Raw genomic sequence first — 12,362 nt, 5'->3', positions numbered from 1 at the left:
TCCATGAAGCTTTGCGGATTCGATGTCGGCATCGACAAGCCTTTCTTCCTGATCGCCGGGACCTGCTCGATCGAGGGCCTGCAGATGTCGCTCGACGTCGCCGGCCTGTTGAAAGAGGCGTGCACGGCCCTCGGCATTCCGCTGATCTACAAGGGCTCGTTCGACAAGGCCAACCGGTCCTCCGGCACCACCAAGCGCGGTGTCGGCATGGAAGCCGGCCTGAAGATCCTCGACGAGGTGCGTCGCCAGACCGGCCTGCCGGTGCTGACCGACGTGCACGATGCTGGCCAAGTGGCCGAGGTCGCCAGCGTGGTGGACGTGTTGCAGACCCCGGCCTTCCTGTGCCGCCAGACGGATTTCATCCGCGCGGTCGCGCAGTCGGGCAAGCCGGTCAACATCAAGAAGGGCCAGTTCCTCGCGCCCTGGGACATGAAGAACGTCATCGACAAGGCCCGCGCCGCCGCGCGCGAGGTGGGCCTGTCCGAAGACCTCTTCCTCGCCTGCGAGCGCGGCGTCAGCTTCGGCTACAACAACCTGGTCGCCGACATGACCAGCCTGGCCGAAATGCGCAACACCGGCGCGCCGGTGGTCTTCGACGTCACCCACTCGGTGCAGAAGCCCGGTGGCCTCGGCGGCTCCAGCGGCGGTGCCCGCGAGATGGTGCCCGTGCTGGCCCGGGCCGGCGTGGGCGTGGGCGTGGCGGGCCTGTTCATGGAGACGCACCCGAACCCCGCCGAGGCCTTCAGCGACGGCCCCAACGCCGTGCCGCTCAAGCACATGAAGACGCTGCTGGAGCAACTGGTGGCGCTGGATCGCGTCGTCAAGAAGCAGCCTCTGTTGGAGAACGACTTTTCCTGCTGAAAGACCTATGTCTGCCTACATCCTCGCCAACGTCAAGGTCACCAACCCAGCGCAGTACGAGGATTACCGGCGACTCTCGACGCTGGCGATGAAGGAACACGGCGCCGAGGTGCTGGTGCGCGGCGGCAAGACCACGGTGCTCGAAGGCGACTGGACACCCGAGCGTGTCGTGCTGCTGAAGTTCCCCACGCCGGAAGCCGCACAGGCTTTCTATGACTCGCCCGAGTACGGTGTGGCGCGTGAGGCCCGCGAGGGCATCGCCGTCATGCGCATGGTGTTGATCGAAGGCGTTTGAGCCCCGTGGCCGTCGTTGCATTGCTGCTGGGCGCGCTGTTCGGCGGCTTCGCCTCGGAGAGTCTGATCGGCGCGTTTCTCGGCGCCGCGGTGGGCTGGCTGGGCTGGCAGCAGATGCAACAGGGGCGGCGCATCGCCGACCTGGAAAAGCAGCTCACAGCCCGCGGACCGGCGCCGGCGCCGCTGCCCGCTCAACCACCCGCTTCAACGCCCCCTGTGGCCGTGCCTCAGCGGACCGAAGCAGTTGTCGCGCCGTTGCCACCTACCGTCGCGACGCCGGTTGCTGCACCGCCGCCGCCCAGGCCGGCACCCCAACCACCGGCCTCGGCGCCCGTCCCGCGCCGTCCCATCCCCATGCCCGTCTGGGCCCAGCGCCTCGCTGCGGCCAACACCATCGTCAAGGTCGGGCTGGCGATGCTCTTCCTCGGCCTCGTCTTCCTCGCGCGTTTCGCGGCAGAGAACGTCACGGTGCCACTGGAAGTGCGCCTGGCCGGCATCGGTGCCACCGGTATTGCGCTGCTGGTCATTGGCTGGCGCTTGAGGCTGCGCTCGCGCGGCTACGGGCTGCTGCTGCAAGGCGGCGGCGTGGCCGTTGTCTACCTGACGCTGTTTGCCGCCGTGAAGCTGGCCGGCCTGGAGCCGCTCGCACTCGTGTTCGCGCTGATGCTGGCCGTCTCGCTGCTGGCGGCACTGCTGGCCGTCAAGCAGGACGCGCAGGCGCTGGCCGTCGTCGCCGCCCTGGGCGGCTATGCCACGCCGCTGCTGCTGTCCACCGGCGGCGGCGCCATCGCCATGCTGCTCGGCTATGACTTCGTGCTGGGCCTGGGCGTGGCGCTCGTCGCCTGGTTCAAGCACTGGCCGCGCCTGAACCTGATCGCCTTCAGCTTCACCGCCCTCATCACGAGTGCCTGGGGACTGACGGCCTATACGCCCGCCGACTACGCCGTCGCCCAGGGCTTCCTGATCGCCTTCTGGCTGCTGTTCACCGCCGTGCTGCTGATGCCGGGCCGCCGCGCACAAGCACCCGAGGTCTGGCTGCAAGCCACGCTGTTGTTCGGCGTGCCGGTCTTCGCTTCGGCGATGCAGTACGCGCTGCTCAAGCCCGACTCGATGGCCATCGCCTTTGCTGCGCTGCTGATCGGCGCGGCCTACGCGGGCCTGGCCGCCTGGGTGCGGCGCCGCCCGGCCCATGCCCTGGTGTTCGAGGCTTTCATTGCGCTCGGCGCCGTGTTCGGCACGCTGGTCATTCCATTCGCGCTCAGCGCCGAGGCCACCGCCGGTGCCTGGGCACTGGAAGGTGTCGGCGCCGTCTGGCTGGGCTTGCGCCAAGGCCGGCTGCGCGTACTCGCCAGCGGCCTGGCACTGATGGCGCTGGGCGGCTTCACGCTGTTGTGGTCGATGTCCCGCGGCGACCCCGACGGCCTCCATGCGCCGTCGCAGCTGTTGAATGCGCTCTTGATCGCCGCCGCCGGGCTGGGCGCCTCGCGCTTCCTGGGCCGTGACGACAGCCGGTCGTGGCATTCGGCGGTCGCGTTCACACTGGTCGGCTGGGGCACCGCCTGGCTCGCCGTCGCGGCAGGCATCGTGCTTGACCAGTGGGTGACGGCACCGCACGAGTGGGCCGTCAGCGTCGCGCTGATCGCCGCCATCGGCTTCTTGCTGCTGGGCCTACAGGCGCTGTGGCGCTGGCCCACGGTCGCGTGGCCGACGGCATTGCTGCTGCCGGCTTGGGGCTTGCTGGGCATCCTGGGCACCGTACTGCACGGCGCGCCGTTGTCGGCCGGTGGGCTGTGGGCGCTGCCGCTGGCCTGGGTGGCACAGGGCCTGGTGCTGCAACGCACGGCGCCGCACTGGCCCGCGCTGCTGCGCAACGCCACGCATGCCGGCAGCCTGCTGGCATTTGCGCTGCTCGGCGCTCTGCAAGGCCGCCACTGGACGGCCGACCTCGGCGACCCCGGCAGTGCCTGGGGTTGGCTGGGCTGGCTGCTGGTGCCGGCACTGCTGCTGGCTGCCGTGCTGCGCCAGCAGCGTCGCCCTGCTGATCAACAGGCCTGGCCGTTGCGCCTGGCGCCCTCGGCCTATGCCCAGGTGGGCGCTGCCGTGCTGAGCCTGGCACTTTCGGCCTGGGTGCTGATCGCCAACTGGGCCAGCCCCGGCAACGCCCAACCCCTGCCCTACATCCCGGTACTGAACCCGCTCGACCTCGGCATCGCCGCCGCGCTGCTGGCCGTCGTTGCCTGGTTGCGCAGCCCGGCTGCTGCCGCGCTCAAGCTGCCGCCTTCCTCGCTGGCTGTGCCGGCAGCCCTGGCCTTCCTTTGGCTCAACGGCATGCTGATCCGCTGCTTCCATCACTGGGGCGATGTGCCCTATCACGTCGACGGCTGGCTCGAGTCCCGCGGCGTGCAGACCGGCCTGGCACTGCTGTGGAGCGCCCTGGCTCTGGTGCTGATGCTGCTGGGCACGCGCCGCCACCAGCGCGCGCCCTGGCTGGCCGGCGCCGTGCTGCTGGGTGCCGTCGTGCTGAAGCTGATGCTGTTCGACCTGCAGGGCAGCGGCACCGTGCTGCGCATCGTCTCCTTCATCGGCGTGGGTGTGTTGATGCTGGTCATCGGCTATATCGCGCCTTTGCCGGGCTCTACACAAGATGAGAAAAAGCCTTCTTGAGCTGTTGGTGCTGCTGGCCGCCACATCGGCCACAGCCAGCCCGCACCGCGCGCCGGTGCAGATCACCCAACCCGCGCCCTTCCTGACGCTGGATGCCACGGCCGAAGCCTGGCAGCACAGCCTGGGCAGCGACCTGCGCGACTGGCAGCTGCTTGACGCCCAGGGCCGCCGCGTGCCCTTCGCGCTGCTGCCGGACGAGCTGCTGACCATGCCCGAGCGCGAGCTGAAGCTGGCCGCGCTGCCGCCGGCCCCGGTCGCCGCGTCGGCACCACGTCATCGGCTTCCCGCCGGCTGGCTGCTGGACCTGGGCGAGCCGGCCCAATGGCCGGCCGAGCCCCGCCAACTGCGGCTGCGCTGGCCCACCGACGCCGCAGCTTTCCAGGCCGGCTACCGGCTGGAGACCAGCCCCGACCTGCAAGCCTGGCAAGTGCTGGGAACCGGTCAGTTGCTGGGCCTGCGCACGACCGACGGCGCGCCGCTGGCCCAGCCGCTGGTCACCCTGCCGGGCCGTCCGCAACGCTATCTGCGCCTGGTGTGGGACGACGCCACGCGCGCCGTGCAGCCCGAGGCCGCCTCCCTGCTGGCCCAACCCGCTGGCGCGGCGCCGCAGCAGCTGGTTCGCAGCTCGGCCTTGCCCGCGCCAGATGCCGATGGCGGCTGGGTCATCCCGCTCGGCGGCCCGCAGCCCCTGCTGAGCCTGACGCTGGCCGGCACGCAGGGCACTTGGATCCTGCCCGTGCAGGTGCAGACGCGCTCAAGCGCGAAAGCACCGTGGCAGACCGTGGCCCGCAGCGTGTTCTACCGCGTGGACCGCGGCGATGCCCCGGCCGACGCCGCACCGGCGCTGCCGCTGAACGTGGGAGCGAGCGAGCTGCGTCTGCTGCCGCCGCGCGGCACCGCATTGCCGCCCGCCGACAGCCTGCGCCTGGACTGGGCCGTGCGCGTCACCCGCCTCGTGTGGGCTGCCCAGGGCGAACCGCCTTTCAGCCTGCAGGTGGGCGCCGCAGCGCCAGAGACCGGCCCGCGCTCGCTGGCCGAAGTGGTGCCCGACTGGCAGCGTGAGCAGGCCCGCCTGGGCCGAGCCCAGCTCGGCGCCTTCACACCCCAGGCCATGCCAGCCGCGGACCCCGCTCTACCCCCGCGCCGCCTGCTGCTGTGGGCCGTGCTGGGCGTGGGCGTCGTGCTGCTCGCGGCCGTCACCTGGCGGCTATGGCGCCAGGGACCGACGCAGCCCAGCACTTAAACTCCCGCCTCAACGCACCGGCCGCTTGTTGTGACACGGTAACGCCCGCTTGGCACACTTGCGCCCGCCCGAATTTTTCACTTCCTGGAGACAACCCCATGAGCGCAATCGTTGACATCGTCGGTCGAGAAATCCTCGACAGCCGCGGCAATCCCACCGTCGAATGCGACGTGCTGCTGGAGTCCGGCGTCATGGGCCGCGCGGCCGTGCCGTCGGGTGCGTCCACCGGTTCGCGCGAGGCCATCGAGCTGCGCGACGGCGACAAGAGCCGTTACCTGGGCAAGGGCGTGCTGAAGGCCGTCGAGCACATCAACACCGAAATCTCCGAGGCCGTGCTGGGCCTGGACGCCTCCGAGCAGGCCTTCCTGGACAAGACGCTGATCGACCTGGACGGCACCGAGAACAAGAGCCGCCTGGGCGCCAACGCCATGCTGGCCGTGTCAATGGCCGTGGCCCGCGCCGCGGCGGAAGAGTCGGGCCTGCCGCTGTACCGCTACTTCGGCGGCATGAACGGCTGCCAGCTGCCGGTGCCGATGATGAACGTCATCAACGGCGGCGCCCACGCCAACAATTCGCTGGACCTGCAGGAGCTGATGATCGTCCCCGTGGGCGCGCCGAGCTTCCGTGAAGCGCTGCGCTGGGGTGCCGAGGTCTTCCACGCGCTGAAGAAGATCCTGCACGACAAGGGCATCTCCACCGCCGTCGGCGACGAAGGCGGCTTCGCGCCCAGCGTCGAGAGCCATGAAGCAGCCATCCAGCTGATCCTGCAGGCCATCGACAAGGCCGGCTACCGCGCCGGCGACCAGATCGCCATCGCCCTGGACTGCGCCGCGAGCGAGTTCTACAAGGACGGCAAGTACGTGCTCGAAGGCGAAGGCGGCATCCAGCTGACCGCGCAGGAGTGGACCGACATGCTGGCCACCTGGGTCGATAAATACCCCATCATCTCCATCGAAGACGGCATGGCCGAAGGCGACTGGGACGGCTGGAAGATCCTGACCGACCGCCTGGGCAAGAACGTGCAGATCGTTGGTGACGACCTGTTCGTCACCAACACCAAGATCCTGCAGGAAGGCATTTCCAAGGGCATCGCCAACTCGATCCTGATCAAGATCAACCAGATCGGCACGCTGACCGAGACCTTCGCCGCCATCGAGATGGCCAAGCGCGCGGGCTACACCGCCGTCATCTCGCACCGTTCGGGCGAGACCGAGGACAGCACCATCTCCGACATCGCCGTCGGCCTGAATGCCGGCCAGATCAAGACCGGTTCGCTGTCGCGCTCGGACCGCATGGCCAAGTACAACCAGCTGCTGCGCATCGAGGAAGACCTGGGCGACGTCGCCTTCTATCCCGGCCGTGCCGCCTTCTACAACCTCAAGTAAAGCTTGAAGGCGCTTGCCGCGGTCCTGGCGATCTTTCTGATCGCTATTCAGGCCCAGCTCTGGGTGGGCCGGGGCAGCATTCCGCACGTCGCTCAGCTCCGGGAGGAGCTGAGCCAGGCCCAGGCCGACAACGACAAGGCCCGGGCCCGCAACGCCCAGTTGCAGGCCGAACTGCGTGATCTGCGCGAAGGCCTGGAGATGGTCGAGGAGAAGGCCCGCTTCGAGCTGGGCATGATCAAGTCCGACGAAGTCTTCGTGCCGCTGGCGCCGGCTGCAGCGTCTTCCATCAAGCGCTGATGCTCGCCACCACCTGGGCGGCGCTTCTTGCGCCGGCCTTCACAGCATTCGGCAGCCCCATCTCCTGGCTGGAGCTGGTCGCCTTCGTGCTGGCCGTCTGGATGGTGGTCTGCAATATGCGCGTCCACCTGCTGGCCTGGCCGCTGGCCCTCATCAGCTCGCTGATGTATTTCGCGCTGTTTCTGGACGGCAAGCTCTACGGCGAGGCCGGGCTGCAGCTGGTGTTCGCAGCACTGGCGCTGTGGGGTTGGTGGCAATGGCGCTTTGGCCGCACGCGCGAGGGCGAGGCGCTGAAGGTACGCCGCCTCGGCCTGCAAGGCCTCGTCAAGCCCGCGCTGCTGACGCTGGCCGCCTGGCCCTTGCTCGGCGTCTTTCTCGCGAAGAACACCGACAGCCCCCTTCCCTACTGGGATGCTTTCCCCACCGTCGCCAGTCTGCTTGGCCAATGGCTGCTGGCGCGCAAGTACGAAGAGAACTGGCCGACCTGGATCGTCGTCAACGTGGTCAGCGTCGTGCTCTTTGGCCTCAAGGGCTACTGGTTGACCGTGATCCTCTACGCGGGCTTCATCCCGATGAGCGTGATCGGCTGGCGCGCCTGGAGAAAATGAGCTCACCCCCTACGCCGCGCTGCGCGCGCCCCCTTCGAGGGGGCACTGTCAGTGGCCCGGCAAAGCCGGTTCCACGGCAGTCGCTTGGCCAGCCACCACACGGCGAACTTGGCCACGCACAATTTGCGGAGCCTTCATGGCAAGGATGATTGGCTTGTTGGGTGCCGAATGCACCGGCAAGTCCACGCTGGCCGAGGCATTGGCACGGCAATTCAATGCCGGGCTCGTCAGCGAATACCTGCGCGAATGGTGCGACGCCCATGGCCGCACACCGCTGCAGCACGAGCAGGCCCACATCGCTGCCGAGCAGGCCGCGCGCATCGAGGCCGCGGCGCGGGCGCATGAACTGGTCTTCTGCGACACCACGCCGCTGATCACGGCACTGTGCAGCCAGCACTACTTCGGCGACGACAGCCTGCTCGTCCCCGCGCTGGCCTTCCAGCGCCGGTGCGCGCTGACGCTGCTGTGCGCGCCTGACCTCCCCTGGCTGGCCGACGGCATCCAGCGCGACGGCCCCGAGGTGCGGTCGCGCTTCGACGGCCGGTTGCGCGCAGCACTGTCGGCCCAGGGCCTGCCCTGGGTCGACATCTGCGGCGACGAAGCGAGCCGTCTCGCTCAGGCCGCGCAGGCCGTGGGCGCACCGGCCCGCTGAGCTTCACTTCGCCTGCAACTGCGACAGCGCGTCGATGGATCGATTGACGGCGCGGTCCAGCGTGGCGGCCAGTGGCGTGCCGGCATTTTCGGCGGAGATCGCCGACAGCTTGGCCGCAAAGCCCAGGTGCAACTCGGCCAGCCAGTTCGGATGCGGATCGGGCTCGGGCACGGGCGGCCAACCAACGGGGAACTTGATCTTGCGCGGTTGCGTGGGGCACCAGTCGTCCAGATCCTGGCCCATGGTCTTCCAGTTCAGGCCCAGTCGGTCGCTCACCCAGGCCATGTGGGCGAACTCCTGCGCCAGCGCCGCGCCTATGTGCTCGGGCGGCAGCGGCTGGGGATTCAATGCCACGGCGCTGACGCGATCATGCACGGACAGGCCCTGGGGCCCGCGTGGGATGACGTCGAAGATGGCCGGTAGCCGGCGGCCGATCAGGGCCAGCAGTCGTTGATCGGATGTCATGCTTCACTCCAGTGACCGGCATGGAACGGCGATGCCGGGAGCGCCCGACGGGGGCCTCGAATCGGGGCGGCCGCTCTAACAGGCTAGTCGCCCTGACCGCAAACACCATCGTATGGAGGGGGGAAGTGCAGACCGGTCGGCCCGCGGTTCTAGGGCTTGAAATTGCCAGATCGCATCAGCGCCGCTGTTCTAGCGGCCGAGCAGCAGGTAGTCGAACAGCTGCGTACCGCCCGCTCCCCCCAGGGGCACGAGGATGGCCTTGAGCAGGGGCTGGTCGAAGAAGGAGGCGAACGCACCGCACTGCTCGTTCTCGACCGACACGATCAGCCGCTTGTAGGGCTCGACGAGGTCGGACAGCGGTTTGCCGCTGCCCGCCAGCCAGCGCAGATCGGCCTGCATGGACGCCAGCGCCCGGCGGCGCGTCGTCTCGGCGGCGCGCTTGAGCAGCAGCGTCAGGCCGATGAGCGCGGCGATGTAGAAGCTGACGCCGACGGCGATGGCCGGCGTCAGCGACCAGTTGTCGAACAGCCGGCTGCGCGCGACGACCAGCAGGGCCAGCACGACGAAGGGGCCGATGACGAGGCGGGCCACCGGCGTGCTGCGCCGAGCCACGACCTGGATGTCGATCCAGTCGTCGAGCAGCGTGTGCACCGCGAAGCCGCCGCCGTCCTTGCTGCGGTCCTCGGGCCGGGCGCTGAAGCGCTGCGCCCACAAGGCCCTGTGCTCCTCGCCCAGGGACTTGGCAAACATCTCGATAGTGCTTTCGGGATAGAAAGTGCGCCCGGCATTCATGTGATGCACGAAGCGCACCAGCAGCACCGTCGCGTCGGCCACCGCGACGATGAGCAGCGGCAGCAGCAGCAGGATGGCGTAGAGCGTGGCACTCACCATCTGGCGGTGCTCGTCGCCGCGCACGGGCACCTCGGGAATCTGCCCTTCGGACAGGCACAGGAAGAGCAGCCCGACGCAGCTCAGCGTGAGCCCGTACCAGACCAGGGTGCGTGCGGCGCGCGGGCGGGCCTCGCCGCGCTCGCCGTACTCCTGCCAGAGCTCGTCAAAGTCGCAGCTGTAGCCGACGCCGGGCTTCCAGAACAACACGCTGACATGCTCGAACCAGCCGCGCAACAGCTGGCGCATGTCGCTGCGCACGACGGGCTTGGGCACGGGCCGCGGCAGCCGCAGCCAGTCGGAGTCGTGGCGGAGCTGGTTGAGCGAGTCGGCCCAGGCCCAGTCCAGCGTCCACAGGATGGCGAACAGCGCCAGCAGGTGGATGAGATGCGAAGGCCAGGCGCTGACGCCTTCCAGCCAGGCCACCGGCTCGCAGCTGTCGCAGACGCCGGCCTGGTTCCATCCGCCGGCCGGCCAGGCCAGCCACAGCCAGACCCCCACCACCAGCAGCACGACGACGAGATGCAGGCGGTCGACGCCAGCGCGCTGGTCGGGCGGCGCTGGCTGCTCGCGCCGCGCCAGCAGCAAAGCCGGCAGCACGGCCAGCAGTGCCCCGAAAGCAGCCAGGCTGGCCAGCAGCAGGGCATGAACGAAACCGAGCTGGCTGGGCAGCAGGAATTCGATGAGGCTGGCCAGCACGTAGGCGAACACGCCGGCATGCAGGGCCACCAGCACGATGGACGTCATGTCCATCTGCGGCTGGTTGTCCATCGTCGGCTCGCGCAGGAAGACACGGCGCGCCTGCCGGATCGCCGGCGTGGACGGCCAGACAAGCAGCGCGCAACTCATCACGACCACCATCAGCACGGCCAGGCCGTGGCGCCCCGCGCTCGGTGGCGTCGGCTGGGCCTCCAGCGCATAGCCAGCCAGCGGCACTGCGCTGGAACGGCCCACCTCGTACAGCGAGGGCTTCTGCAGGGCCGGCTCCAGCGACAGCCTCTCGTCGCGCTTGCAGCTCTCGCTGCGGCAGCCGGCCCGGCGGGCGGCGGCATAGGTGCTGGCCTGGTAGATGTCGCGCAGCGGCGGCGTGCCGGCCTGCAGGTCGACGGCGCCGTGCGGTGCCCCTGCCGCGGGCGGGTAGAAGGCCAGCGGCAGGCTGCTGGCAACGACCAGGTTGCGCGTGAAGGCCTGGGTGCGGGGGTGCAGATAGCGCGCATCCATGTCCGTCGTGAAGAACATGCGGTCGGAGAAATCCTCGTGCAGGGCCTGCAGAACGAGCAGCTTGTCGTGCACGTCGTTGGCAAAGATGCCGATGGCACCGATGGGCAGGCGGCTTGAGTCGGCCTCGCTGCGCTTGAGCCCGGCCCCGAGGCGGCGCAGATAGTCGAGCTGGTCACGGCTCTCGGGCCATTCCAGCGGCGCGCTCTTGGCCGCCGGCCCGGCTGCGGCGGCGGTGCCGGCCTCGCGCGTCGTGATGCCGTCGATGCCACGGAAGAAATAGATGACCTCGATCTTCAGCGGCTGGCTCTGCGGCCGCCCCTCGGGCAGGCGGTAGCGCAGCTCGCTGACCAGGGACTGGGCATAGAGGGAATCCCGCTCGGCAACGATGACGACGCGCCGGCCCTCATGCGGCAGGCGCAGGCCGAGCTCGGCGACGATGCGCTTGATGAGCTCGGCGTCGGTACCGATGGTGCGCACCATCTGCACCGGCCGCACCGGGTTGACGCCGGTGATGCGGTTGAACTGGTCGGTGACGAAGGACTCGAGCTTCTGGTCGCTGAGCTCCGCGATCATGCTGTTGGGCGCCGTCGAGGCCGAGTTGTAGAACTCGGCACGCGACAGCAGCTCGTAGCCCTCCTGCAGGTCGGGCGCGAGACCCCGCACGGCACCCGCCACGCCCGAGCTGCAGCGTGCGGCCGCCGCGCTGGCCGCAGGGCTGAGGGCATCGGCGGCGGCGTTCTTGCGGTCGGCCGCGCAGCGCAGGTCCATCAGTGCGGCGCGCAGCGCGTCGGTCGACGAAGGGCCGATGACGGCCAGGCTGGGCAGGCGCTGCCCGTCTGATCCACCCGGTGCCGCAAGGTCGCGGGCCGGCCTGCCCATCAGCTGCTGGGTCAGCCGGGCCAGGGCATCCAGCTTGCGGTTGGGCAGGGAATTCTCGTCCACCCACAGCAAGGCGATCTGGCCATAGCGGCGCGGCTTGTCGGCCTTGGCATCGCCCTCGCCGTCGGGCTTGCGGCGGTGCTCCGAGCGCGCCGACAGCAGCTCGTAGGGCACGACGAAGTTGTCCTTGGCCGCGCGCGCCTGCTTGTCGGCGGCAGCGGGCCGGGAGGCCGCCGATGCTGCTGAAGCCACTGACGCCGCCTCGGCCGGAGCGGCCGCCTCCAGCAGGTTGAACTCCAGCAGGCTGAGCCGCTCCGCGTTGTCGGGCACATAGTCCTGGGCCAGCAGGCCGGCCAGCGTCGCGTAGCGCACACGCCGCCGCGCCTCCTCGGCACCCACGAAATCGGCGCCGGGCAGCAGGCCCATGATGATCAGCGTGTCATCCAGGCGCTGGTCGTGGTCGCGGTCCAGCTTGGCCAGCATGCGCTGCGGGTCACGCACCTCGGCCACGCGGTCGCGGCAGTCGATGTCCAGGGTTTGCGAGGTTTGCTTGCGCACGCGCTCGCAGCGCTCCGCCCGTTCCGTCTCGTAGCGGCGCAGCGCAGTGAACGGGTCTTCCCAGAGGCGGGCGTTGACGTCCAGATCCGGGTCCAGCGGCGCCTGGGCGCGGGCCTTCTCGGCGGGCCGCAGCGGTTCGAAGGCATGGGGCACGAGCTGGGTGCTGGCCACGAAGGCCACCAGCACCGCGGCACTTGCCCACGGGAAGCTGCCAAATCCGCCCTTGTCGGCCACTGTCGCCTCCTGGCCCTTTCAAGAAGGGGCCAAAAGGCGAAAGTCTCAGCTCGGGGCAGTGGCGTCAATCACTAGGCTGCCGGGCATCCTCAGAAGGCATGAGGCCCGTTGCG

At 69.4% G+C, this 12,362-nt stretch carries 10 protein-coding genes; 8 read left to right on the top strand and 2 right to left on the bottom strand.

From position 1 onward, the window contains the following. The first annotated feature begins 3 nt into the window (after positions 1-3). From kdsA to ACXJKJ_RS10440, 8 genes are all read left to right on the top strand, one after another. Complete coding sequence (gene kdsA, locus ACXJKJ_RS10475) at positions 4-861, top strand: 3-deoxy-8-phosphooctulonate synthase (RefSeq protein ID WP_457390058.1); 858 nt, start codon at positions 4-6, stop codon at positions 859-861. A 7-nt stretch (positions 862-868) separates the two neighbouring features. Then, entirely contained in the window at positions 869-1,156 is a 288-nt protein-coding gene (locus tag ACXJKJ_RS10470) for a DUF1330 domain-containing protein (RefSeq protein ID WP_457390057.1), read from the top strand. A 5-nt stretch (positions 1,157-1,161) separates the two neighbouring features. Next, complete coding sequence (locus ACXJKJ_RS10465; RefSeq protein ID WP_457390056.1) at positions 1,162-3,819, top strand: DUF2339 domain-containing protein; 2,658 nt, start codon at positions 1,162-1,164, stop codon at positions 3,817-3,819. Then, positions 3,800-5,062 carry a DUF3999 family protein gene (locus tag ACXJKJ_RS10460; protein WP_457390055.1) on the top strand — a complete coding sequence of 421 codons (1,263 nt, stop codon included), beginning with the start codon at positions 3,800-3,802 and terminating at the stop codon, positions 5,060-5,062. The genes ACXJKJ_RS10465 and ACXJKJ_RS10460 overlap by 20 nt, the downstream gene beginning before the upstream one ends. Positions 5,063-5,160: 98 nt before the next feature. Beyond that, positions 5,161-6,447, top strand: a complete 1,287-nt coding sequence (gene eno / locus ACXJKJ_RS10455) for a phosphopyruvate hydratase (RefSeq protein ID WP_056196812.1) — start codon at positions 5,161-5,163, stop codon at positions 6,445-6,447. A 3-nt stretch (positions 6,448-6,450) separates the two neighbouring features. Next, the gene (locus ACXJKJ_RS10450; RefSeq protein ID WP_056196809.1) at positions 6,451-6,744 is read left to right on the top strand and encodes a septum formation initiator family protein; all 294 of its coding nucleotides are present in this window, start codon (positions 6,451-6,453) and stop codon (positions 6,742-6,744) included. Continuing rightward, positions 6,744-7,352 carry a nicotinamide riboside transporter PnuC gene (pnuC, locus tag ACXJKJ_RS10445; protein ID WP_457390054.1) on the top strand — a complete coding sequence of 203 codons (609 nt, stop codon included), beginning with the start codon at positions 6,744-6,746 and terminating at the stop codon, positions 7,350-7,352. Before ACXJKJ_RS10450 ends, pnuC begins: the two co-directional genes overlap by 1 nt. A gap of 136 nt (positions 7,353-7,488) precedes the next feature. Continuing rightward, on the top strand, positions 7,489-8,004 hold the full coding sequence (locus ACXJKJ_RS10440; protein WP_457390053.1) for an AAA family ATPase: 516 nt from the start codon (positions 7,489-7,491) through the stop codon (positions 8,002-8,004). Between the two features lie 3 nt (positions 8,005-8,007). On the opposite strand, the gene ACXJKJ_RS10435 is transcribed toward ACXJKJ_RS10440, so the two are convergent. Both ACXJKJ_RS10435 and ACXJKJ_RS10430 read right to left on the bottom strand, forming a co-directional pair. Next, positions 8,008-8,469: a hypothetical protein gene (locus tag ACXJKJ_RS10435; protein WP_056196801.1), complete on the bottom strand. Its 462-nt coding sequence runs from the start codon at positions 8,467-8,469 to the stop codon at positions 8,008-8,010. A 189-nt stretch (positions 8,470-8,658) separates the two neighbouring features. Beyond that, positions 8,659-12,249 (bottom strand): hypothetical protein, encoded by a 3,591-nt coding sequence (locus tag ACXJKJ_RS10430; RefSeq protein ID WP_056196798.1) that lies wholly within the window; start codon positions 12,247-12,249, stop codon positions 8,659-8,661. Positions 12,250-12,362: the final 113 nt, after the last annotated feature.

Source organism: Roseateles sp. P5_E1 (assembly GCF_054049335.1).
This window is presented reverse-complemented; position numbering and strand designations above follow the sequence as displayed.

Bases quoted from the DNA above. Each gene is read 5' to 3' on its own strand.
- kdsA (WP_457390058.1), top strand. From the start codon at position 4: ATGAAGCTTTGCGGATTCGATGTCGGCATCGACAAGCCTTTCTTCCTG.
- ACXJKJ_RS10470 (WP_457390057.1), top strand. From the start codon at position 869: ATGTCTGCCTACATCCTCGCCAACGTCAAGGTCACCAACCCAGCGCAG.
- ACXJKJ_RS10460 (WP_457390055.1), top strand. From the start codon at position 3,800: ATGAGAAAAAGCCTTCTTGAGCTGTTGGTGCTGCTGGCCGCCACATCG.
- eno (WP_056196812.1), top strand. From the start codon at position 5,161: ATGAGCGCAATCGTTGACATCGTCGGTCGAGAAATCCTCGACAGCCGC.
- pnuC (WP_457390054.1), top strand. From the start codon at position 6,744: ATGCTCGCCACCACCTGGGCGGCGCTTCTTGCGCCGGCCTTCACAGCA.
- ACXJKJ_RS10440 (WP_457390053.1), top strand. From the start codon at position 7,489: ATGGCAAGGATGATTGGCTTGTTGGGTGCCGAATGCACCGGCAAGTCC.
- ACXJKJ_RS10435 (WP_056196801.1), bottom strand. From the start codon at position 8,469: ATGACATCCGATCAACGACTGCTGGCCCTGATCGGCCGCCGGCTACCG.